Genomic DNA, 23126 nt, shown 5'->3' with positions numbered 1-23126 from the left:
CGCCGTACACCCGAGCCGAGGTCAGAGCGCCGACAGCTCGCTGAGCAGATCGTCCAGGCCCAGCGAGCCCTGCGACAGCGCCGCCATGTGCCAGGCCTTGAGATCGAAGTCCGCGCCGTGCCGGGCGCGGGCCGCCTCCCGGCCCTGCAGCCACACCCGCTCGCCGAGCTTGTAGCCGATGGCCTGCCCGGCCATGCCCTGGTAGCGGATGATCTCGCTCTCGACGAAGTCGGCGGGGCGGCTGCTGTGCCCCGCGAAGAACTCGTGTGCCAGCTGCGGCGTCCAGCGCTCGCCCGGATGGAAGGGGGAGTCCGCCGGGATCTCCAGCTCCAGATGCATCCCGATGTCGATGATGACCCGGACCGCCCGCATCATCTGCGCGTCCAGATACCCCAGGCGCCGTTCGGCGTTGGTCAGAAAGCCCAGCTCGTCCATGAGCCGTTCGGCGTACAGCGCCCAGCCCTCGGCGTTCGCGCTGACGATGCCCACCGTCGTCTGGTAGCGCGAGAGCGTGTCGGCGACATGCACCCACTGCGCCAGCTGGAGGTGATGACCGGGTACCCCCTCGTGGTACCAGGTGGAGACCAGGTCGTACGCCGGGAAGCGGGTCTGACCCATCGTCGGCAGCCAGGTGCGGCCGGGACGGGAGAAGTCCAGCGACGGCTGGGTGTAGTACGGGGCGGCGGCGCCACCGGGCGGGGCGATCCGCGACTCGACCTGCCGCACCCGCTCCGCCAGCTCGAAGTGGGTGCCGTCGAGCCCCTCGATGGCCTCGTCCATGAGCGACTGGAGCCACTGCCGGGTCTCCTCGACGCCCTCGACCGCCTCGCCGTGCTCATCGCACCAGGCCAGCGCCTCCCACGGTGTCTTCGCGCCGGGCAGGACCTTCTCGGCCTCGGTCTCCATCTCGGCCAGCAGCCGGTGGAACTCGGACCAGCCGTACGCGTACGCCTCGTCCGGGTCGAGGTCGGCGCCGTTGAAGTAGCGGGCGAGCCGGGCGTAGCGCTCCCGGCCCACCACGTCCGGCGCGCCCTCGATGGCCGGGGCGTAGCTGTCCCGGAACCAGTCACGCAGCTCCACCAGGGCGCCGGCCGCCAGCTCGGCGGCCTCGGTCAGCTCGGCACGCAGGGTGTCCGGGCCCGGGTCGGTGAACTCGGCGAACCAGCTGCGGTCCGTGCCGATCCACTCGTCCAACTGGCCGATGACGGTACGGACTTGGGTCGGTCCGGCGGGCAGGTCCCGCTTCAGGCCGGCGTCGAGCGCGGCGCGGTAGCCCTCCAGTGCGGCAGGTACGGCCCGCAGCCGCTGGGCGATCGCCGCCCAGTCCTCGTCGGTCTCGGCCGGAGTGATCGTGAAGGCCTCCCGGACGTGGTGCAGCGGCGAGCTGAGGTTGCTGACCGTGCGCAGGCCCTCGCCCGCCTCATGGACCGCCAGCTCGGCGGTCAGCCGCTCGCGCAGCAGGCGCGCGCAGATCTGTTCGGCGGCAGCGTCCGCGCCCGGCCGGGACTCCGCCTCGGTGAGCTTCTCCAGCGTCGTACGGGCGAGCTGGGCCACCGCTTCCTGGCCCGTCGGTGAGAAGTCGGGGAGCTTTCCGGAGCTCTCGGCGATGCCGAGGAAGGTTCCGGTGATCGGGTCCAGGTCGATGAGGGCGTCGACATAGGCATCGGCGACCTGGCGGGGCAGCGGACCGCCCCCGGAAGTAGTGGTGTTGGACATGCGTCCATCCTCGTACGGATGGCCCGCCGCGTCACCATCATGAGCGCGTACGTTGCTGTCGCTTTGCGGCGCCACGGCCTTTGCGCGACGGCGCCGGCCGGGCGTCGGTACGCCCGGCCGGCGGTGTCGGTGCTCGGCGTGGCGCCGTGGGGTGATGCTCAGCGGCGCCCCGTGCCGTCCTGGATCCGTACGCTCTCCCGGGTCTCCCGTCGCGCGGGCATCCCCGACGGGCGTGCGGTGATCACCAGCGTGCCTTCCTCGATCTGGTAGTCGAGCGGCAGCCCGAGGCCGCGCATCGCCGTCACCATGCCGGTGTTCGAGGCCTGGGTGATCGCATAGACACTGTCGCAGCCGGTCTCCGCCGCCATCGTCACCAGCCGGCGCAGCAGCTCGGCGCCGATGCCGCGCTGCTGCCAGGCGTCCTCGACCAGCAGCGCGACCTCGGTCTCGTCGCCGTCCCACAGCAGATGGCCGAGCGCCACCAGCCTGCCGGAGGCGGTCTCCACCGCGAGGGTGCGGCCGAACCGCGGGCTGAGCAGATGGCCGAGATAGCGGTCCGCGTCACCGATCGGGCCGTGGTAGCGCAGCCCCAGGGTCTTCGAGGAGCAGCGGTCGTGCATCTCGCGGGCGGCGGCCAGATCGGAGGTGTCGGCGCGGCGGACGGTGATCTCGTTGCCCTCCGGCAGCGTCAGCACATCACGCCGCGGCGGCACCCGCTGGCCGAGTCTGGCGTCCAGGTCGACCAGCGCGCGTACCCGGGCGAACTCGGTCGGGGTGAACGGCAATTGCGGCCTTTCGATGGTGAGCGAGCCCCCGGAGGGGTCGCGGAACTTCATCAGGTGCTCCTCCAGCACGCCCTCCGTGGGGACCTGCTCCGCGAGCGGCCGGCCGTGCAGCGAGCGCGCGGGCACCGAATGGATCGTGCAGCGCCCCAGCAACTGCCGTAGCGCCATGGGGAGTTCGGAGGAATCCAGCGCCGTGCGGGTCGCCAGGTCCAGCATCCGGGTCGGCGCATCGACGAGATCGTGCGCATCGGCCCGCTCCAGCCAGCTGTGCGCGCCGCCGGCGCCGGCCACCGTGCGGGACAGCTCTCCGGCCGTCAGCGCATCGGGCGCGCGCAGCAGGAATTCGTCGACCGTGCCCTCGGACAGCGGGTGGGTCTGCAGGCTGAGGATGTCCACCCGCCGCGCGCCCAGCGCCGTGCACAGCACGGCCAGGCTGCCCGGCTCGTCCCGGACCGTGGTCCGCATCCGCCACAGCACCGTCTCCTCGCCGTCGGCCCCAGGGGCCTGCCCGGTCGGGGACGCCGCCGTGGCGCCGATATCGGTCGGCGGCGGTGCGTTTTCGTGGCGTCGTGACCACCAGATGTGGAAGCCGGTCGTGGCCAGCAGGGCGACCGCGGCGGAGCACAGCATCACCGGGCCCGACGGGCCGTGCGCGACGGTGTTGGCCAGGGCGTCGGCCACCGCCACGGCGGTGAACAGGGCGGCCAGCTCGACGACGTCCCGCCGCCAGTGATGGCGGCGGACGGAATTGGCAGAGGATGCTTCAGTCATGCACACAAGCCTGGCGCACAGGTGTTGCCTGATCGCCAACACATTGTGTCCGACGGGTAAAAGACGCAATCGACGCATTGGCCTCTACTGTCCTACCTGTCCCGGTTGCAGCACCTTGCTGAACAAAACGTCGCCGCCCTCCTGACGCAGCCGCACCGTCATCTCCCCGCTTCCCCCGTCGATATCGACCTCGCCGAAGTACTGCGGGCTCTCCGCGGGAGAGGTGTTGGCACGGTCCGGTGCCTTGATGAACGGCTGCTCGGGCCCGAATGTTCCATCCAGTTTCAACGCCTGGAATCCGCCCGCGTTGAGCGGACCCGACACGAACTCCCAGAACGGCTCGAAGTCCTTGAACGCGGCCCGCTCCGGCGCGTAGTGCTGCGCCGCGGTGTAGTGGACGTCCGTCGTCAGCCATACCGTGCCGGTCACCCGGTCGTGCTTGATGTGCCGCAGCAGCTCCGCCAGCTGCAGCTCGCGCCCCAGGGGCGCGCCCGGGTCGCCCTGGGCCACCGCCTCGAAGTTGGTCTTGCCGTCCGGGACGACCAGCCCCAGCGGCATGTCGGAGGCGATCACCTTCCACACCGCATGTGAGCGGGAAAGCTCTCGCTTGAGCCAACGCAGCTGCTCCGCCCCGAGAATGCCCTGCGGATCGTCGGTCTGCCGGCCCGGCGAATTGGCATTGCGGTAGCGGCGCATGTCCAGCACGAACACATCGAGCAGCGGACCGTGGTGCACCACGCGATAGACCCGGCCGCCCCGGTCGGGCCGCAGCGTACGGATCGGGAAGTACTCGCTGAACGCGCGCAGCGACCGCGCGGACAGCACATCCGTCTCCTTCACCGTGTACCGGTCGTCGTCGAGCAGCTGGCCCGGGTACCAGTTGTTGTGCACCTCGTGGTCGTCCCACTGGGTGATCGTCGGCACCTGCGCATTGAAGCGGCGCAGATTGTCGTCCAGCAGGTTGTAGCGGAACGCGCCACGGAACTCCGCGAGCGTCTCGGCGACCTTCGCCTTCTCCTCGGTCGTCACATTGCGCCAGATCCGGCCGTCCGGCAGCGTCACCCGCTCGGGGATCGGGTTGTCGGCGTAGATGTTGTCGCCGCTGCACAGGAAGAAGTCCGGGTTCCGGCGCCGCATGTCCTCGTAGATGCGGTAGCCGCCCCGGTCCGGGTTGATGCCCCAGCCCTGCCCGGCCAGATCGCCCGACCAGTGGAAGCGGACGCCCTCCCGTCGCCCGCCACCGTCCCGGGCGAAGTCTCCCCGGGACGACTCCGTCCGGGGGGAACCCCACCGCGGTGTACCGGTGGGATTGCGGCCCGTGGGCGCCGTGCGGAAGGTGCCGGTGACCGGCTCGCCGGTGCGCCGGGGATCATCCGGGTCCGCGAGCAGCACCCGGTAGTGGATCTGCTCACCGGAGGGCAGGCCGTGCAGCGAGGTCACGCCGGTGAAGTCCGTCCCCGCCCCGATCACCGGGCCGTGCCAGGACCTGGCGTTACGGAACGACTCCGTCGCCGCGGTCTGCACCACCATCCGGGCCGGCCGGTCGGACCGCACCCACACCAGACCCGAGGACGTGGTCACATCCCCGACCTGCGCGCCCCAGTCGGCGCTCGGCCGCCCGCTGCGGGCCTGCGCCGGCGCGGCACAGGAGATTGCGGGCAGTGCCAGCACCGCCGAGCCGGCCGCCGCGCCCTGCAGCAGCGACCGCCGTCCGAAGCCGCCGCCGGATCCCTGCGCCATGTCCAACCTCCATGCCTCGACCGACTTCACTGCCGCCCCGTTCGTATCGCTGTCCGGTGCCCCGCAGTCGAACGGACGATGAACAGCGGCCCGTTCGCGGCCCGCGGTGCGCCCTTCGGCCGGGCGGGTCGGGGCCCTGCGACCCACCGGACCCGGGCCATGGTCGCAAGACCACGGGCCGATCGCCAGGACGTTGCCGGGACGTTTACGGTCCCGGTTCGCGCCGCCGCAGCGGAGGCTCCGGGGAAGGTGACACCGCGAGCCGTCCCACGCTTCCGCCGCGCTCCGTATCGCCGGCCCGTGATCCGGCCGCGGCCGAACGTCTCCGGAAGCAGCGCCTGGGCCTGGTTGAGCCGTTCAGGCCGCCTCCTGGGTCACGGTGTCGAGGATGACCCGCGCCACCAGCGCCGGATCGTCGTGCATCGGCACATGCCCGCAGCCCGGCAGCCGAACCAGCCGCGCGCCCGGAATCGTGTGCTTGGCGCGCACGCCCTGGCGGCGCAGCAGCAGGCGGTCCCGGCTGCCCCAGCCGATGGTCACCGGGAGGTCCGGCACATCGGCGGTGAACCGCACCTCCCGGCCGGCCGCCAGCGTCGGCACGAAACCGGGTCCCTCGCGCAGCGCCCGGGTCTCCGCCACGACGGCTGCGGCCGAACGACGGCCGGGGTGGGCGTAGATGGTGCCGGTCAGCGAGGCGCGGCCGAGCGCGGTGCGGGCCAGGGTCTCCACCACCGGGTGGGGCAGTGCCTGTGCCCCGGCGTACATGCCGCGCAGCACGCCGAAGGCGTACCGCCGCTCGGCCGGGGTCCAAAAGCCCGCGGGCGAGAGGGCGGTGACCGACCGGACGGCCCGCTCGCGGCCCAGCTCCAGGGCGAGCAGCCCGCCCAGCGAGTTCCCCACCACATGCGGACGGTCGACCCCGAGCTCCTCGAACGCCGCGATGAGCAGCGGGACGACCGACGACAGCTCGTAGGAAGAACCGCCGGGCAGCGCGGGGGAGGCGCCGAAGCCCGGCAGATCGAGGGCGATGACCTCATGGGAGGCGGCCAGGATGTCGCAGACCGGGCGCCAGGCCTGGAGATGGTGGCCTATGCCGTGCAGCAGGACGACGGGGTCGCCCGCGCCCTTGCGCTCGTACGCGACCGTGAACGGCGGCCGGTCCGCGGGGGTGACACGGGCGAAGGAGACCGGGGTGGCCATCAGAACTCCTTGAGGGGTGCGGTGGTGCCTGGCATGCGCTGACACGATGCCAGCTGAGGCTACTGAGCGGTATGGGGCGGCCGGGGCGTGTACGGGATGTGCCGCACACCACGCTCCCGCTCCGCCGCACAGTGCGGTTTCCGCTGGACACGGCGGAGGCGGGCCGGTGGGATGGAGGGGTGCTGAGCGATTCCACGACCGATCTCACCGATGTCTTCGAGGAGCACCGCCCCGTGCTGTTCGGGGTGGCCTACCGGATGCTCGGCCGGGTGGCCGATGCCGAGGACGTGGTGCAGGACGCATGGCTGCGCTGGTCGGGAGCGGACCGGGCGGAGGTGCGCGAGCCGCGCGCCTTCCTCGTACGGATCACCACCCGGCTGGCCATCGACCGGCTGCGCCAGGTCCAGTCGCGGCGCGAGTCCTATGTGGGCCCCTGGCTTCCGGAGCCGCTGGTGACCGACCTCGGCGGTACCACCCCGGACACCGCGGACCGCGCGGTGTTCCACGAATCCGTCACCCTCGCGGTGCTCGTCGTCCTGGAGTCGCTCTCCCCTCTGGAGCGCGCCGTGTTCGTGCTGCGCGAGGCCTTCGGCTATCCGTACGCGGAGATCGCCACCGCCCTCGACCGCAGTGAGGCCGCGGTACGCCAACTGGCGGGCCGCGCCCGGCGGCATGTCGAGGAGGGCAGACCCCGCTTCGAGGTCGATCAGGACCGGCAGCGCGAGCTGACCGAGCGGTTTCTGGCCGCGGCGGCCGGCGACGATCTGGCGGGGCTGCTGAACCTGCTGGCGGCGGACGCGCGGCTGGTCGGGGACAGCGGAGGGAAGGCCAAGGCCCCGCTGCGGATCATCGAGTCCGCGGACAAGGTCGCACGCTTCCTCTTCGGCGTCGCCAGCTCCGTGCCGCCCGGCATGGAGTTCACCCTCCTCGAACTCAACGGCGGGATCGCGCTGTTGGCGCACCTCGGGGGTGTGCCGGACTCCGTCATCCAGCTCGGCGTCCAGGACGACAAGATCCAGACGGTCTATGTCGTCCGCAACCCGGAGAAGCTGGCGTCCCTCGCGACCAGCTGAGCGGCGGCCCGCAGACCGGTCCGCGGGCCGGCCAGCACCGGCACACCGACATCGAGCCCCTCGGCCGCCGGTGCCATGGAGGCCTGCGCCAGGACGATCACGTCGGCGTCCCGGATCTCCTGGGCGGCGGAGGCGACCGCCGCCAGATAGCCGTCGCTGTCGCCGGCCTCGAAGCGCTCCCAGGCGCCCGGCACCAGCACGGTACGCACGGTGATCCCGCGGCCGGCCCGGTCGGCCTCCTGCGTGATCAAGGCCTTCGTGGGGACGAGGGTGCTTTCCACTGTGGCGAGTACGGCGATACGCGGGCCGGTGGCGACGGCGGCCGCGGCCATCGGACGGTCCACCCGGAGGACCGGGAGGCCCAGCGCCGCACCGGCAGTCTCGGCGACCGAACCGATCGTCGAGCATGTGCACAGCGCTGCCCGCGCACCGTGGCGGGCCGCCGCCGCCAGCTCGGCGGAGAGGTCGTCCGCCACGGCGTCGGGTCCCTGCGCCCTTGCCCGGTCCAGGAGTTCGGGGCGTACGAGGTGATGCATCGCCAGGCCGGGGGCCTCCTCGTCGCGCAGGGCGTCGAAGACCGGGACGTGAACGGGCGAGGTGTGCAGCAGGGCGAGCATGCTGGTGACGGTAGCGAACCGTGGTGCGGAGCGCGTGGCCGGGGCGGCGGGTGCGGGCGGTCGCCGAGAGCCGAAACGGATGCCGGATTGGTCTTGACCAAGGGTGGAGGCAGCCATATCGTCGGGATACTGCAACAACCTTTAATAAAGAAGCGCTCATAATCGGGCGCGCAGGCGGGCCCGCGAGGTGCGGACGCGCAGGCGGGCACGCGACGGTGCGGGCCCGCGAAGATCGGGTGCGCAGGAGGGCCGCGAAGACAGCGCCTTGCGTGTGGGCCCGAGCCCCATGGGGGCGCAGCCCCGGTAACGGCCAGTGCGGAGGACAGGGTGGGGACCACGCAGCTCGAAACGGTGCCGGAGCCGAAGTACTGGCACCTCAAGACCGTGCTCAGCGATGCGCTGGACTCGGAGTTCGCGGTCGGCGAGATTCTGCCCAACGAGCGTGATCTGGCGGCGCGGTTCGGTGTCGCCCGGGCCACGCTGCGGCAGGCGCTCGAACAGCTGGAGCTGGAAGGCAGACTCCAGCGCCGCCGTGGAGTGGGCACCACGGTCGCACCGCCGCGGGTCGGCGTGGCCGTCGACCCCGTCCGCCACACCTGGCCGGGCGCCGCGGGCGACGACTGGCAGCCGGTCGACGCCGTTGAGAGCGAAACGGTGCCCGCCGCGGTGGCCGGCCTGCTGGCGACGGCCCCCGGCGAGCCGGTGCACATCGTCCGACGCAGCAGGGTCACGCACGGTCAGCCCGTCGCCGCCGAGTTGCTGTACGTCCCGGCGGCCGCGGTCCCGGACTGTGTGCGGGCGGCCTCGCTCGGCGCCCCGGCCCGGGCCCGCGCGGTGCTGCACGAGCTGCAGACGCTGGAGCTGGACGGCCAGGACCGTACCGTCGAACTCGGCTCGGCCCGTGCGGAGGACGCCAAGCAGCTGGACCGGCTGCCCGGCGCGCCCGTCCTGGTGGTCACCACCCGCTATGTCTCCGGGGGCCGCACGACCGCCGTTGCGGTCTCCACCTACCGTGCGGACACCTGCCGTCTGACCTTCGGCGAGAGCGACGCGGTCGCCCTGCTCGCGGGCTGAGCCGCCCGGGGCCGAGGTACGGGCCCACTCCGGACAGCGCTCCGGGGTGGGCCCGTTCGCGTGTGGCCGCAGCCGGGGGGCGGCCCGACATGCGCCGCGGGGTAACGGCATCCCGTACGGCCCTTCGGGTCAGCGGCGGCCCGTCACCGCGTCGCGGCGCGGATGACGGCCCGTCACCGTCCCCTCCACCGCGAAGAGTTCGCCCTCCACATGATCGAGTGCGAGCCGCAGCGCCCCGGTGGCGACCGCCGCCTCGCCCAGCTGTGACAGGGCGACCTGCGGCGGGCGCAGACAGTAGCGCGCCAACTCCCCGCGCAGCGGCTCCAGTACGCCGTCCAGCCTCGCCGCCCAGCCGCCGATCACCACCAGCTCCGGGTCGAGGGCCAGCACCAGGGCCGCGACATCGTGCACCAGCCGGCGGAGGAAGCGGTCGACCGCCTCCCGGGCCTGTGCGTCGCCCCTCCGCGCCGCCGTGAAGACGGCCGCGACCTGCGCCTCGTCCAGGGGGTGCAGCGGCTCGCCGGTCGTCGACAGCAGCTTTTCCGGGGTCGCCTCGCGGCCGAGCAGATGCAGGGCGCCGATCTCCCCGGCGGCCCCGCCGAAGCCGCGGTGCAGGCGTCCGCCGATCAGCGAGCCGGCTCCCGGGCTGAGCCCCGCCAGCACGAAAACGATGTCATCGGAGCCGGTGGCCGCCCCCAGCCAGTGTTCGGCCACCGCGGCGGCATTCGCGTCGTTCTCGACCAGCACCGGGCAGCGGAACGACCGCCGCAGCCGCTCACCCAGCGGCAGTCCGGTCCAGCCCGGCAGCGCCGTGCTCAGCCGTACGGTCCCGTCCGCCTCCACGATGCCGGGGCCGGCCACGCCGACGGCCCGCAGCGAACTGCGGGGCACGCCCGTGCGGCGCAGCAGATCGGCCACCACGGCCCGGACCCGCTCCAGCCGCTCATCGGCCGGTGCGGTCTCCTCCACGGGGCGCTGCGCGGTGTCCAGCACCCGGCCGCTCAGATCGGACAGCAGGGCCGCGATGCGGTGCGGCCCGATCTCGATGCCCAGCAGATGACCGGCCTCCGTACGGAACCGGAACCGGCGGGCCGGCCGCCCCTGGCGGCGCGTCTCGCCCTCCTCGGCGGCCGCCTCGACCACCAGGCCGGTCTCGATGAGCCCCTCGACCACGCCCTCGACCGTCGGCCGGGACAGGCCCGTCACCTGGACGAGATGGGTGAGCGTGGGGGAGTCCGCGGCGCGCAGCGCGTGCAGCACCACAGCGGAGTTGATCCGTCGCAGCAGGGAGGGGTCCCCGCCGGTGAGCCGCCCCAACGTTCGTCTCCCTCACTTTGCGTGTGTGGCGGATCGTAGCCGGTCACCGGGTGGGCGGCGAGCCCCGGAGCGGGCGGCCGGGCGGCGCACCGGTGGCTCGCCGCACCATGGCCCGAGGCCGCCTCGCCGAACCGCACGGACGCCGTCCAGGGCACGGCTCCCGGTGCGCGTCCTGAGCACCCACGCGGGCCGATGGCTGGCCCTGCCCGTACCCGCACCCCAACCGCACCCGCCCACGACGGACGCCGCTGCGCGACAGCGCGTTCCGTACGGGCCCACGGCCGTACGTGACCATGCTCCGTCCGGAAGGTGGCACCGCAGTGAACTCGTCGTCGAACGACCGTCTCGCTCCATGTCGTCCACCGGTGCGGACGGCGCCTTCGCCGCCCATGACGGCGAAGGCGCGGGTGCTCCCGTCAGCTGTCAGAGGCCGGGCCGGCGAACTCCCCGTCCGCGACGGGGAGAACGAGTGCGGACGGGTGGTGGAGCGAGACGTCGGCCGGTATGAGCCGGGTGGCCGTCGCCGGAGGTTCGCCGGTGCCGGTGTTGCGGGCGAAGCGTGGGTGGGCGCCGCCGCTGACCTGCAAACGGATCCGGTGTCCGGCGGGGAAGCAGTAGGCCGTGGAACTCATCGCCACCGTGACGGCGGCCGGTGCGGTTCCGGTGGGTTCCGTGGTGTCGACGGGCTGCAGCCTTCGCAGACCGTCGCAGACGTTGGTGGAGCGGCCCCGGCCGTCGACGTCGCAGAGTCGGGCGAAGATGTCGGCGTGCCCGGTGTCCGTGCTGACCCGTAGTTCCACGCCGACCGGCCCGAAGAGGTGGACCGGCTCGGTCAGCGGTGCGGTGGTGAAGGTCAGCACGTCGTCCCTGGCTTCCAGGGCGGTGTTGTCCTGACACCCGGCCTTGGGGGACAGCAGGGGGCCGCCGACCGAAGGGGTCGGGTCGGCCGGGTCGTAGCGGAAGGACAGCGGCGCCGACGCGTTCTCGGGCATCCGGGTGCGCAGTGTGCCGTCGCCGTCGAGGTACCAGCGGTGGCCCGGCGTCGCGGGGGGCCAGTCGGGGAGGTCCTGCCATGCCTGCCGGCCGCCCACATGGACGCGCGCCCTCGTCTTCCGCAGGCCTGACGGGTCGTCGCACAGGTGGGCCCGCAACCAGGCGAGGCTTTCCGAGAAGACCTCGGGCCAGCCCTGCTGCAGTGCGGAGTGGTGCGTCCAGGGGCCGACGAGCAGGGCGGTGTCGCAGCCGGCGCGCCGCAGCCTGCCGTACTGCTGCAGGGTCTGGTCGAGGAGCACATCGTGCCAGCCGGTGATCAGGCCGGTCGGTACCTGCACACGTGCGGCCACGGTCCCCAAGTCCGCTCCTTGCCAGTGCGCGTCCTCCGGGTCGGGGTGGGCCATCGCCTCCTCCAGGAACGGCACCCGTCCGCCCAGCCCGGGCGCATACGTCTCGCCGAGGGGAAGGGTGCGCGTGATCCTGCGTGCGTGGCGTTGCAGCCGCAGCGCGGCCCACAGAAACCTCGCTGTGCCGCGGTGCTGATACACCCGGCCCATGGAGGTGGCAAGGGCGCCCTCCAGGGCGAACGCGCCTCCTGGGTAGAAGTAGCCGTGCAGGTTGTGCAGGCCGACCTGGACCACCATCGCGCGCAGTTCCGGCGGCGGGTCCGCGGCGAGCGCCCACTGCGCGTAGCCGAGGTAGCTGGCGCCGATCGTGCCCAGCGCGCCGGAGAACCAGGGCTGCTCGCGCAGCCAGGCGACGGCGGCCTGCCCGTCGGCGGCCTCGTGTTCCCACAGCGCGGACTCGCCGCCGGATCCCCCCGTGCCGCGGCAGCTCTGCAGGACGACGTGGAAGCCCTGTTCGGCGAAGAGCACGCCGTACATCGGCGCCCAGGGGAAGTGCCGGCCGTACGGCGAGCGGACCAGGAGCGTGGGGAAGTCGCCGTCGGCCAGGGGGAAGTAGTGGTCGGTCAGCAGTGCGCTGCCGTCGGCGGCCGGCACCACGAGGTCGGGCTCGTAGGCGATGTCGTGGAGCTTGGGAGGCAGGCCCCGGAAGGAGCGCCGCATGACCCGGGCGTGCAGGGGCGGCTTCTTCGCTGACGCGTGGTGTGTCGCCGTCGTCATGGGGCCTCGATTCCTGGGCAGGTCATTTCCAGTACGTTGTACGAGAATAGCGTGTGGTGGGATGGCCGCAAGGAATGAGGAGAGGTTGCCGTGCCCCGTACAGGCTCATCCGGCCGTCCTGCCGGTGTGGATCCCGAGCTGCTCTGGTCGCAGGCCGAACGCCCGCGACGGGGCAGGCCGCCGGCGCACAACCGCGCCGCGATCACTGCCGAGGCCGTTGCCCTCGCCGACGCCGAAGGACTCGCCGCCGTCACGATGCGCGCGGTCGCGTCCCGGATCGGGGCGGGCACGATGTCCCTCTACAGCTACGTCCCCAACAAGGAGACACTGCTGGAGCTCATGATCGACCACGTGAGCGGCGACCACCGGCTGCCGCCCGGCCCCTCCGGCAACTGGCGCGCCGACCTTCGGGAGATCGCCCACGAGCAGCGCGCGATCATGCACCGTCACCCCTGGCTGCCCGGCGCACTGCCCGCACAGCAGACGCTCGGCCCGAACACCCTCGCCGTCTGGGAGCACACCCTCGCCGTGCTCGCCCCCGTCGGCCTGGATGCCCGGGCGATGCTGGAGACCTTCAGCGTGCTCACCGGCTTCGTGGCCAGCCACGTCCTGTACGAACTCGCCCAGGAGCGGACGGTCGAGGCCGCCGGCCGCACCTCTGGCGAACTCCTCGACACGCAGGCGCGCCACCTCCGGTCCGTTGCCGCCGGAGGCGGTTTTCCTCATCTTGCGCAAGCCCTGGAGGCGACGAGCGGCGACCCGGCCCCGCAAGCCGCTTTCGACCGTCTTCTCGACCGCATGATCAACGGCCTCACGGCAGCGACATGACCCCGGCGCCGGCGTTCCCGGCAGCGCGCCGAGGTGCGTCCGCACGGTCCGGGAAGGCCAATTGTCAGACCCGGGCGGTTTACTGACGGCATGACCATTGACGCATATCTGGCCGCCATAGACCGGTTGCGGATCCGGGAGTTCCCCGCCGTTCCGGGCCGGTCCGCCATGGTCGAGAGCGGGCCCGGGTTCCACATAGCCGGCCTGCGGGTCAGTCAGGATTTCTGGGACGCGGACCTCGCCGAGGTGGCCGAGGCCGCGGAGGAGTTCGAGGACGAGCTGACGGCGCTGGTGCAGGCGCTGTCCTTACGGTGGGGCGAGCCCGAAGCCATCGATCTCGCCGACCACTTGGAACGGACGGCGAGGGGGATACCCGTCCGTCCGCCGCTGGACACGCTGTGCGGATATGTCCCGCAGATGCACGGCTGGCGGGTGGAGGGCCGCTGGATCGGGGTGGGCGTGGGGCAGGGCGACCGTGAGCTGCCCTTCCAACTGCTGGTGGCGGTGGGGGAGGGGAGATGAGGCGGATGCGGTGTCAGCGGGGGAAGACGGGAGCGAGCGCAGCGGTGACGAGCAGGTGCGGGGTGCCGGTGCCGTCGGCGGGGACGGTCCACAGGTCCGAGCCGAAGTCGCCCGGCAGGGAGTAGACCAGGGTGTGGTCGTCGCGCCAGACGGCCTGGTCGTCGACGTTGCGCTGTTCGCCGGTCGCGGTCTCGCGCAAGGTGCGCAGATCGAGCACGTACAAACGCCATGGGGCGTCCGGGTCGGCGCCTTTGACGCGCTTCTTGTACGCCAGGCGGCTCCCGTCGGGGGACAGCGACGGGCACTCGACGTTCGGGTGCAGCGCCCGGAGGGTGCGGGTGGTGCGGTCGCCGCGGACGAGGTAGGTCTTTCCGGCCGTCGCGGCGGTGGCGTAGAAGTGGGTGTCGTCGGCGAAGGTGACGCCCCAGATATTGATGTCGGCCGCGTGCACCGGATGACCGTCGACGGTCAGTGCATAGGTCTCCAGGTTGAGGTCCGGATGCCGGCCGCGGGTGTCGACGACGGAGGTGCGGGTGGAGAAGGCGGATCCCGCGTAGGAGTCACCGCTGACGAAGACGGTCCAGGCGACGGTACGGCCGCTGGGGGAGACCCGGGCGCGGGTGGGGGTGCCGGCCAGGTCGTAGTGGCGCAGCGGGTGCAGGTGGTGGTCGAGGACCACGGCCCGGTAGGTGTCGCGGAGCGTGCCGTGGACGGCCTGGAGACAGAGGCCGGTGCCGCCGGCCGCGTGGAAGCGCAGGCAGCGGATGCCGGATGCGGTGCGCGGGCCGGTCGGTCGGCCGGCCGGGACGGCGCTGATCTCGTCGCGGTGCGGGCCCCAGGCCATGGTGCGGAACAGGCTGCGGTGCGGGTCGTCCAGACGTACGGCTCCGGAGGTCACCGCGGGCCCGCCCGCCCGGGTGTGGTCCTTGCGGGCAGCGCGCCCTGCGGCGTGCAGGGTCGCGCCGACAGCGACGCCGCCGAGCACGAGGACGGTGGCGAGCAGGAGGTACAGGCGCGCTCGGCGGCTCAAGGGGGTGTGGTTCACCGTGCTTGCTCCGAGGGGGAGTTCGGGGCCGGCGCAGGGACCGCACGGCGCAGAAGGGATGCGCTGAGGGCCGCGGCGAGCGCCAGGCCGACGGCGGCGGACAGGACGGCGGTGCGGTCACCCCAGGCGGTCCAGGCGGCGCCGAAGGCGAGGGAACAGACGAAGCGAGCGGCGGTCTGGCCGGTCTGCACCACGGCCAGCCCGCTGCCGCGGGCATCCTCGGGCACCGCATCGGCGGTCGCCGCCGCCAGCACTCCGTCGGTCGCCGCATAGAACGTGCCGTGCAGCACCAGCACGGCACAGACAAGCGCCGCACCGCCGGCCGGCGGTGCCAGCAGCAGCCCGTAGGCACACAGCAGCGCCAGATGGCCGGCCAGGAACAGCCGCCGGCGGCCGATCCGGTCGGCGACGGCCCCCAACGGCACCGCCAGCAGCAGAAATGCCGCGGCCGTGCCCAGCGGAAGCAGCGGGAACCACGCCGTCGGCAGATCCAGCCGCCGCTGCAGCGTCAGATACAGGAAGGAGTCGCTGACGGTGGTCAGCCCCAGCAACACCGCACACCCCGTCAGCCGGCGTACCTCCGGCCGCCCCAGCAGAGCGCGCACCGGCGTCCGGGGACCGGCCGGAGCCCGCTCGGCGGCGTCCTTGGCGGCGGCCGGGGCGCGGCGCGGGACGAACAGCAGCAGGACGACCACGCCCAGTACGGCCACACAGAAGCTGACCGTGAAGACCGCGTCATAGCCTTCCGCCGCCGCCCGCAGCAGCACGAACGCCACCAGCGGCCCGCACAGTGCGCCCGCCGTGTCCATGGCCCGGTGCACCCCGAACGCCCGTCCACGGGCGCCCGGTTCGGCGGCGAGGGAGATCATCGCGTCCCGTGGCGCGGTCCGCAGGCCCTTGCCCGTACGGTCCACCGCCAGCACCGCCCCGATCAACGGCAGCGAGTGCACCACCAGCAGCAACGGCTTGCAGAGGGCGGAGAGTCCGTATCCCACCGCGGCCACCGCCTTGTGACCGCCGCCCCCGCCCCGGTCCGACAGCCGGCCACCCACCAGCCGGACCAGCGCACTCACCCCGTTGTAGACCCCGTCCAGCACACCGAACCCCCAAGGGGACAGGCCGAGTTCGGTGACGAGGTACAGCGGGAGCACGGCGGTGACCATCTCCGAGGAGATGTCGGTGATGAGGCTGACGGTGCCCAGGACGAGCACCGTCGAGGGGAGGGTGGACGCGGCGCGCCGGCCCGGACGGCGGTCCGTTCCGGCGCGCCGTTCACCCGGCGACGCAGCGGCCGAGGGGGCGGAGCGGCGGTCCGCGAGATACACCTCAGCCGGCCCAGATGCCGCTGATGTCCTTGGCGTCGGCGGCGTTCCCCGCATGCGAGGTGCCGTACATGTCCTCAAGGGTGCGCAGTACGTCGTAGTGGTTGTAGGCGGTGGCGGAGGTGGCGCCGGCCGTGACCGGCTGGCCGTAGAGCACGGTGGGGATGCGGTTGCCGCTGAGCCGGTTGTCCTCGTCGAAGGTGAGCAGCAGCAGGCTGTTGTGGGTCTTGGCCCAGTCGGCGTAGGCCTTCAGATGGTCCTTCAGCCAGGTGTCTCCGGTGGACACCGAGCAGTCGTGCATATCGCTGCACAGGTTCGGGACGACGAAGGAGACGGTGGGCAGCTTCGAGAAGTCGGTGGGGAAGGCGTCGAAGGTGTGCGCCGAGCCGGTGGAGACATTGCTGAAGCCGAACCACGGGTTGTGCTTCTGCGCGTACTTGCCGCTCTTGCAGGTGGTGGAGCCCTCGGACGGCAGGGACTCGTTGTAGCTCGCCCAGGACTTGCCGGCCGACGTCACCTCGGAGGCGAGGTTGGGGGCATTGCTGAACCCCGGGTCGACGCAGCTGTCGTCGGTGACGCCCTGGGTGTCGCCGGAGAAGAGGGCGTAGTAGTTGGGCTGACTGGGGTGGGTCTCGGCATAGGACGCGGTCAGGCTGGCGCCCCCGGAGACCAGGGAGTTGATGTACGGGGCGCCGGAGCTGCCGATCACCTGGCTGTAGGCGTGGTTCTCGAAGACGACCACGACCACATGGTCGGGGGTGGGCACGGCGGCTGCGGCCGGCTCGGCGCCGAAGCCGGTGCCCGCCCAGAGGCCGAGTCCGGTGGTGGCGAGGGCGAACGCCCCGGCGAGCGCGCCGGCCCTGCGACGGCGCGAGCGGCGGATGCGGTGGGAGGAGGAGGCGGAAGGCGGGGACGACGGAGCAGGCACGGGGGCCTCCGTACGGGAGAGGGGGGTGCGCGGGCGGCGATAGCGTAGAACCGCCACGCTGGCATGTACACGGCTTGTAGATGACGCGCAGCCGAACGGTGGCCGAGCGCCCGGTGCCGCCCACAGGCGCGGCGCGCGGTCCCTCACCCGCGCCGGGCACCCGCCGTCAGCGTCTCACGCGTCGTCGTCGGCCGCGAACGCCGCCGCGCGCAGCCGTCCGTACTCCTCCGCCAGGGTCGCCGGCGTCCAATGGGCGTTCAGCCCGCTCGGGTTGGGCAGCGCCCAGATACGGGTGCCGCCCAGTGTGCGCTCCTGCGGGCCGATCGCGGCGTGCTTGTCGTTGAAGGCGACGCGATAGGCCGTGACACCGGCGACGGCGAGCCAGCGCGGGCGCAGCCGGGCCACCTTCTCGGCCAGCAGCCGGCCGCCCTCGCGGTACTCCTGTGCGGTCAGCTCGTCGGCCTTGGCGGTCGCCCGGGCCACGACGTTGGTGATGCCGAGGCCGAGGGTGAGCAACTCCTCCTGCTCGGCGGGCCGGAACCGGCGCGGGGTGAACCCGGCGGCGTGCAGGACCGGCCAGAAGCGGTTGCCGGGACGGGCGAAGTGGTGGCCGGTGGCCGCCGTCATCAGCCCGGGATTGATACCGCAGAAGAGCACGCGAAGGCCGCTCGCGGCCACGTCCGGGACGAGGCGGTCGCGAGCGGCTTCCAGCTCTTCGGGGGTGAAGCGCACGGGCCCTCGCGTCAGAGGATCGAGCCGGGGGTGTACGCCGCGGCCTCCGGGTGCTGCTTGGCGATCTCCTCGATCCGGGCGACGACGGACGCCACCTGGCCGGCCGCCGCGCCGGTGAAGGAGAGCTTGTCCGCCATCAGGGCGTCCAACTGCGCCTTGTCCAGCGGGATCCGCGCATCCGCGGCCAGCTTGTCCAGCAGCTCGTTGCGCTCCGCGCCCTGCTCGCGCATGGCCAGCGCCGAGGCGACCGCGTTCTCCTTGATCGCCTCGTGCGCCTCCTCGCGGCCCACACCGGCACGTACGGCGCCCATCAGCACCTTCGTGGTGGCGAGGAAGGGCAGGTAGCGGTCCAGCTCGCGGGCGATGACGGCGGGGAAGGCGCCGAACTCGTCGAGCACGGTCAGGAACGTCTCCAGCAGGCCGTCCAGCGCGAAGAACGAGTCGGGCAGCGCGACCCGGCGCACCACGGAGCAGGACACATCGCCCTCGTTCCACTGGTCACCGGAGAGCTCACCGGCCATCGAGGCATAGCCGCGCAGGATCACCATCAGGCCGTTGACCCGCTCGCAGGAGCGGGTGTTCATCTTGTGCGGCATCGCCGAGGAGCCGACCTGGCCGGGCTTGAAGCCCTCGGTGACCAGCTCGTGCCCGGCCATCAGACGGATGGTCTTGGCCAGCGACGAGGGGGCGGCGGCCAGCTGCACCAGCGAGGTCACCACGTCGTAGTCGAGCGAGCGCGGGTAGACCTGGCCGACGGAGGTGAAGGCCTGGCCGAAGCCGAGGTGCGCGGCGATCCGCTGCTCCAGGTCGGCGAGCCTGGCTGCCCCGTGAGGTCCGCCGCCGAGCAGGTCGAGCATGTCCTGAGCGGTGCCGACCGGGCCCTTGATGCCGCGCAGCGGGTAGCGGGAGAGCAGGTCCTCCAGCCGGGCGTACGCCACCAGCAGCTCATCGGCCGCGGTCGCAAAGCGCTTGCCCAGCGTCGTGGTCTGTGCGGCGACATTGTGCGAGCGGCCCGCCATCACCAGCTCGGCGTGCTGGGCGGCCAGCGAGCCCAGGCGCGCCAGCACGGCGACCGTACGGTCCCGCATCAGCTCCAGGGACAGCCGCACCTGCAGCTGCTCGACGTTCTCCGTCAGGTCGCGGGAGGTCATGCCCTTGTGGACTTGCTCATGGCCGGCGAGGGCGTTGAACTCCTCGATGCGGGCCTTGACGTCGTGCCGGGTGACCTTCTCGCGCTCGGCGATGGAGGCCAGGTCGACGGTCTCCAGGACCCGCTCGTAGTCGGCCAGGGCCTGCTCGGGGACCTCCACCCCCAGGTCCTTCTGGGCGCGCAGCACGGCAAGCCACAGCTTCCGCTCCAGCTTGACCTTGTACTCGGGGGACCACAGGACGGCCAGCTCCGTGGAGGCATAGCGGCCGGCCAGGACATTGGGGATGCGAGGCTTCGCAGACACAGCAGTCACGTGGTGAGAGTCTACTGGCGGTTTACGCAGGCCAGCGCCCCGGTCCTGGCTGTACGTTCCTCCAAGCCGCGCCGGCCGGTGCGGCACCGGCGAAGAGCGGACGTTCAGCCCTCGTACGGCAGCAGCTCGGGGCGCTTGGCCGGGCGGCCGTCCCCCGACGAGCGGCCGGTGAGCCGCCGGCCTATCCACGGCACCAGATGCTCGCGCGCGAAGCGCAGATCCGCGGCGCGCCGCGCACCCCAGCCCGGCGGCGCGGCGGCCGGCAGCGGCGCGTCCCAGTCCGACTCGGCGGGCAGTCCGAGCGCCTGCCAGACGGCCTCCGCCACCCGGCGGTGCCCCTCGGCGTTCAGATGCAGCCGGTCATCGGCCCACAGCCGCGGGTCGGACAGCGCCTGCGAGGCGTACAGGTCCACGACCACCGCACCGTGCCGCGCTGCCACCTCGTCGATCCGTGCGAACAGCTGCTCCATGCGCGGCCGGAAGCGCGCCAGCACCGGCCCCTGCCGTCCCGGGCTGCGCATCAGCACCAGCCGGCCGCCGCCCCTGGCCAGCTGCCCGGCGGCCTCCTCGAACCGCGCGCACACCTGGTCCACCTCGCACTTGGGCCGCAGGACGTCATTGAGCCCGCCGACCAGCGTCACCAGGTCGGCGCCCATCGCGGACGCCGGCCCGCACTGCTCGTCGGCGATCTGCCCGATGAGCTTGCCGCGCACCGCGAGGTTGGCGTACCGGAAGCCGGGCGAGCCGGCCGCCAGCCGGGCGGCGAGCAGATCGGCCCAGCCGCGGTACGAGCCGTCCGGCCGGCCGTCCGACATTCCTTCGGTGAAGCTGTCGCCGACCGCGACGTAACTGGTGTAACGAGCATTCATTTCCATGGCCCGGCGATCCTACCGCTCGACATACCGAGCGGTATGCCCCGGCCCCCCGAGATGCGCGTAGCGCCTGCGGTGTACGGCCCGATCTCGTCGAAAGGGCGAGGAGGAGTACGGGTGGACGCGCGATGACTCCTCGCCGGGGTGCCGGTCCCCACGCGGTGACCTTCACCGAGCGGGGCCGCCGGCAGCTCATCGACGCCACCCTCGACCTGATCTCCACTCGCGGTTACCCCGCCACGTCGCTGTCGGCGATCGCCGAGCGGGCCGGGCTGTCCAAAAGGCCGCGGTGCTCCACCACTTCTCCTCGAAGGACAGCCCGACCCGGGCCCCTCGTCAGGCCGCGGGCCGCTGCAGCACCAGCTCCCGGAGCACGTCCTCCATCGTCACCAGCCCGGCCAGCCGCCCGTCGTCGCCGATCACCGCGGCCAGATGCGTACGGGATCCGCGCATCGCCGTCAGCACGTCGTCCAGCGGCGTCGAGGCCTTGACCCGGGCGATCGGGCGCAGCGCGGACACCGGGAACGGCACAGTGCGGGGGGTGGCGTCCAGCGCGTCCTTGACGTGCAGATAGCCGAGGATGCGGCGGGTGTCGTCGACGACGGGGAAGCGGGAGAAGCCGGACTCGGCGGCCAGCTGTTCCAGCTCCTCGGGGGAGATCCCCATCCGCGCGGAGACGACCTTCTCGACCGGCAGCACCACGTCCCTGACCGGGCGGCGGCCCAGCTCCAGGGCGTCCCGCAGCCGCTCCTGCGCCCGCTCGTCGAGCAGTCCGGCCGCCCGCGAATCCTCGACCATCTTCGCCAACTGGTCGTCCGAGAACGTCGCGGCGACCTCGTCCCTGGTCTCCACCCGCAAAAGCTTGAGCAGCACATTGGCGAGTGCGTTGATCGCGAAGATCACCGGGCGCAGCGCCCGGGTCAGCGCGACCAGCGGCGGCCCGAGCATCAGGGCGCTGCGGACCGGCTCGGCCAGTGCGACGTTCTTCGGCACCATCTCGCCGAAGAGCATGTGCAGATAGGTGGCCAGCGACAGCGCGATCACGAACGAGATCGGGTGGATCAGCGTCTCCGAGATCCCCACCGCATGGAACACCGGCTCCAGGAGGTGCGCGATGGCCGGCTCGGCGACCGCGCCCAGCACCAGGGTGCACAGGGTGATGCCCAGCTGGGCGGCCGCCAGCAGGGCCGAGACATGCTGCAGACCCCACAGCACGCTGGTCGCCCGGCGGTCACCGCGCTCGGCGTACGGCTCGATCTGACTGCGGCGCACCGAGATCAGGGCGAACTCGGCGCCCACGAAGAAGGCGTTGACGACCAGCGTCAGCAGACCCACGAAAAGCTGTAGCGCGGTCATCGGCGGGCCTCCTTCTCCTGCTCGCCGGTGCTGCCGAGGCGCGGGGCGTGCAGCAGCACGCGCGCCGCGCGGTGGCCGGTGGCATCGAGCACATCCATCCGCCAGCCCGCCACCTCCAGGGCGTCGCCGGCGACCGGTATCCGGCCGAGTTCGGTGGCGATCAGGCCGGCGAGGGTCTCGTACGGGCCCTCCGGCAGCCGCAGGCCGATCCGTACCAGCTGGTCGGTGCGGGCGGCGCCGTCGGCCTGATAGACGCTGCGGCCCTCGGCGTCGGTGCCGGCCGGCGCCAGATCGGGGGTCTCCATCGGATCGTGCTCGTCGCGGACCTCGCCGACCACTTCCTCGACGATGTCCTCCAGCGTCACCACGCCGGCCGTACCGCCGTATTCGTCGATGACCACGGCCATCGTGCGCTTGCCGGAGAGCCGGTCCAGCAGCCGGTCCACGGTCAGCGTCGTGGGCACGAGCAGCGGCTCGCGCACCAGCTCGGAGACCGGGTGCCGGGGACGGCGCTCGGCCGGGACGGCGAGGACGTCCTTGATGTGCGCCACCCCGACGACGCTGTCCAGGCTGCCGCGGTAGACGGGGAAGCGGGACAGCCCGGTCGCCCGGGTCGCATTGGCCACGTCCTCCGCGGTGGACTGCACCTCCAGCGCGATCACCTGCACCCGCGGCGTCATGACGTTCTCCGCGGTCAGATCGGCGAGATTGAGGGTGCGGACGAACAGCTCGGCGGTGTCGGGCTCCAGCGCGCCTTCCTTGGCGGAGTGCCGTGCCAGCGCCACCAGTTCCTGCGGGCCGCGCGCCGAGGCCAGCTCCTCGGCGGGCTCCAGGCCCATCCGGCGGACCATGCGGTTCGCGGCGTTGTTGAGATGCCGGATCAGCGGCTTGAAGGCGGCGCTGAAGCCGCGCTGGGCGGTGGCCACCTTCTTCGCGATGACCAGCGGGTTGGAGATGGCCCAGTTCTTCGGGACCAGCTCGCCGACGACCATCAGGACGACCGTCGAGATCGCCGTTCCGAGCACCAGGGCGGCCGACTCCGCCACCGAATGGGGCAGGCCCATCGAGTCCAGTGGGCCCGCCAGCAGGGTGGCGATGGCCGGTTTGGACAGCATGCCGATGACCAGGCCGGTGACGGTGATGCCGAGCTGGGCACCGGAGAGCTGGAAGGTGAGGCTGCGGACCGCCTTGAGGGCGCTGTCCGCGCCCCGGTCATGGCGCTCGGCGGCGCGTTCGAGGTCGCTGCGCTCGACGGTCGTCAGGGAGAACTCGGCGGCGACGAAGACACCACAGGCCAGGGTCAGAAGGAGTGCCACGCCCAGGAAGAGCAGGTCGGTCATCGAGTCACCTCCGTCCCATGATCGAACAGGATCGGGAGGTTCGCGCTCTGTCGAAAGGATGATCGACAACTAGGAGGCTCGTCCATGGCTGGACGCTCACACACCTTTCACTCGGGGGAGGGGAGACTCCATCGTAAAGGAGCGGCAAAGGTGGTGGTCGGGGGCGAGCCCGCCCCCCCCCCCCCGGGGGGGGGGGGGGGGCGGGCCTCCAACCCCCCACCAACTTGGCCCGGGTGCCCGCGGCGGTGGCGCCCGCCGCCGCACTGCGGAACGGAGCCGAGCGGCAGCTCGCCGCGCTGCCCAGCGTG

At 72.4% G+C, this 23126-nt stretch carries 19 protein-coding genes and 1 pseudogene; 5 read left to right on the top strand and 15 right to left on the bottom strand.

Annotated elements, in window-relative coordinates:
* Positions 1 to 21: 21 nt before the first annotated feature.
* From ACWGI6_RS14875 to ACWGI6_RS14860, 4 genes are all read right to left on the bottom strand, one after another.
* A complete protein-coding gene (locus ACWGI6_RS14875; RefSeq protein WP_453267869.1) occupies positions 22 to 1716 on the bottom strand; it encodes a DUF885 domain-containing protein in 1695 nt (564 codons plus the stop codon).
* Between the two features lie 158 nt (positions 1717 to 1874).
* Positions 1875 to 3272: a GNAT family N-acetyltransferase gene (locus ACWGI6_RS14870; protein ID WP_453267868.1), complete on the bottom strand. Its 1398-nt coding sequence runs from the start codon at positions 3270 to 3272 to the stop codon at positions 1875 to 1877.
* An 84-nt stretch (positions 3273 to 3356) separates the two neighbouring features.
* On the bottom strand, positions 3357 to 5012 hold the full coding sequence (locus ACWGI6_RS14865; RefSeq protein ID WP_453267867.1) for an alkaline phosphatase D family protein: 1656 nt from the start codon (positions 5010 to 5012) through the stop codon (positions 3357 to 3359).
* A 357-nt stretch (positions 5013 to 5369) separates the two neighbouring features.
* Positions 5370 to 6212: an alpha/beta fold hydrolase gene (locus ACWGI6_RS14860; protein ID WP_453267866.1), complete on the bottom strand. Its 843-nt coding sequence runs from the start codon at positions 6210 to 6212 to the stop codon at positions 5370 to 5372.
* 179 nt (positions 6213 to 6391) lie between these two features.
* Between ACWGI6_RS14860 and ACWGI6_RS14855 the strand changes: the two genes are divergently transcribed.
* Positions 6392 to 7285 (top strand): RNA polymerase sigma-70 factor, encoded by an 894-nt coding sequence (locus ACWGI6_RS14855; RefSeq protein ID WP_453267865.1) that lies wholly within the window; start codon positions 6392 to 6394, stop codon positions 7283 to 7285.
* Here the strand turns inward: ACWGI6_RS14855 and ACWGI6_RS14850 are convergent.
* A complete protein-coding gene (locus tag ACWGI6_RS14850; RefSeq protein WP_453267864.1) occupies positions 7237 to 7902 on the bottom strand; it encodes an aspartate/glutamate racemase family protein in 666 nt (221 codons plus the stop codon). The two genes, ACWGI6_RS14855 and ACWGI6_RS14850, sit on opposite strands and share 49 nt — an antisense overlap.
* Positions 7903 to 8229: 327 nt before the next feature.
* Between ACWGI6_RS14850 and ACWGI6_RS14845 the strand changes: the two genes are divergently transcribed.
* Positions 8230 to 8976 carry a GntR family transcriptional regulator gene (locus ACWGI6_RS14845; RefSeq protein ID WP_453267863.1) on the top strand — a complete coding sequence of 249 codons (747 nt, stop codon included), beginning with the start codon at positions 8230 to 8232 and terminating at the stop codon, positions 8974 to 8976.
* Between the two features lie 129 nt (positions 8977 to 9105).
* On the opposite strand, the gene ACWGI6_RS14840 is transcribed toward ACWGI6_RS14845, so the two are convergent.
* Both ACWGI6_RS14840 and ACWGI6_RS14835 read right to left on the bottom strand, forming a co-directional pair.
* Positions 9106 to 10293 carry an ROK family transcriptional regulator gene (locus ACWGI6_RS14840; protein WP_453267862.1) on the bottom strand — a complete coding sequence of 396 codons (1188 nt, stop codon included), beginning with the start codon at positions 10291 to 10293 and terminating at the stop codon, positions 9106 to 9108.
* A gap of 416 nt (positions 10294 to 10709) precedes the next feature.
* Complete coding sequence (locus ACWGI6_RS14835) at positions 10710 to 12410, bottom strand: CocE/NonD family hydrolase (RefSeq protein WP_453267861.1); 1701 nt, start codon at positions 12408 to 12410, stop codon at positions 10710 to 10712.
* A gap of 90 nt (positions 12411 to 12500) precedes the next feature.
* On the opposite strand from ACWGI6_RS14835, the gene ACWGI6_RS14830 reads away from it, so the two are divergent.
* Positions 12501 to 13238, top strand: a complete 738-nt coding sequence (locus ACWGI6_RS14830; RefSeq protein ID WP_453267860.1) for a TetR/AcrR family transcriptional regulator — start codon at positions 12501 to 12503, stop codon at positions 13236 to 13238.
* Positions 13239 to 13328: 90 nt separating this feature from the next.
* Entirely contained in the window at positions 13329 to 13760 is a 432-nt protein-coding gene (locus ACWGI6_RS14825) for a hypothetical protein (protein ID WP_453267859.1), read from the top strand.
* 13 nt (positions 13761 to 13773) lie between these two features.
* Here the strand turns inward: ACWGI6_RS14825 and ACWGI6_RS14820 are convergent, their stop codons facing one another.
* From ACWGI6_RS14820 to ACWGI6_RS14795, 6 genes are all read right to left on the bottom strand, one after another.
* A complete protein-coding gene (locus ACWGI6_RS14820; protein ID WP_453267858.1) occupies positions 13774 to 14790 on the bottom strand; it encodes a TolB family protein in 1017 nt (338 codons plus the stop codon).
* An 11-nt stretch (positions 14791 to 14801) separates the two neighbouring features.
* Complete coding sequence (locus ACWGI6_RS14815; RefSeq protein WP_453267857.1) at positions 14802 to 16130, bottom strand: MFS transporter; 1329 nt, start codon at positions 16128 to 16130, stop codon at positions 14802 to 14804.
* A gap of 1 nt (position 16131) precedes the next feature.
* Positions 16132 to 17055: an alkaline phosphatase family protein gene (locus tag ACWGI6_RS14810; protein WP_453267856.1), complete on the bottom strand. Its 924-nt coding sequence runs from the start codon at positions 17053 to 17055 to the stop codon at positions 16132 to 16134.
* A 174-nt stretch (positions 17056 to 17229) separates the two neighbouring features.
* Positions 17230 to 17787, bottom strand: coding sequence for a G/U mismatch-specific DNA glycosylase (mug, locus tag ACWGI6_RS14805; RefSeq protein ID WP_453267855.1), 558 nt, complete (start codon positions 17785 to 17787; stop codon positions 17230 to 17232).
* Positions 17788 to 17798: 11 nt separating this feature from the next.
* Complete coding sequence (purB, locus tag ACWGI6_RS14800; protein ID WP_453267954.1) at positions 17799 to 19241, bottom strand: adenylosuccinate lyase; 1443 nt, start codon at positions 19239 to 19241, stop codon at positions 17799 to 17801.
* A gap of 113 nt (positions 19242 to 19354) precedes the next feature.
* Complete coding sequence (locus ACWGI6_RS14795) at positions 19355 to 20125, bottom strand: SGNH/GDSL hydrolase family protein (RefSeq protein WP_453267854.1); 771 nt, start codon at positions 20123 to 20125, stop codon at positions 19355 to 19357.
* Between the two features lie 125 nt (positions 20126 to 20250).
* On the opposite strand from ACWGI6_RS14795, the pseudogene ACWGI6_RS14790 reads away from it, so the two are divergent.
* A pseudogene (locus ACWGI6_RS14790) lies at positions 20251 to 20361 on the top strand (TetR/AcrR family transcriptional regulator); the annotation flags it as partial.
* A gap of 97 nt (positions 20362 to 20458) precedes the next feature.
* Here the strand turns inward: ACWGI6_RS14790 and ACWGI6_RS14785 are convergent.
* Both ACWGI6_RS14785 and ACWGI6_RS14780 read right to left on the bottom strand, forming a co-directional pair.
* On the bottom strand, positions 20459 to 21478 hold the full coding sequence (locus ACWGI6_RS14785; protein WP_453267853.1) for a hemolysin family protein: 1020 nt from the start codon (positions 21476 to 21478) through the stop codon (positions 20459 to 20461).
* Positions 21475 to 22818, bottom strand: coding sequence for a hemolysin family protein (locus ACWGI6_RS14780; RefSeq protein ID WP_453267852.1), 1344 nt, complete (start codon positions 22816 to 22818; stop codon positions 21475 to 21477). Before ACWGI6_RS14780 ends, ACWGI6_RS14785 begins: the two co-directional genes overlap by 4 nt.
* Positions 22819 to 23126 lie beyond the last annotated feature (308 nt).

The sequence above is a fragment of the Streptomyces sp. NPDC054786 genome, assembly GCF_053611685.1.
This window is presented reverse-complemented; position numbering and strand designations above follow the sequence as displayed.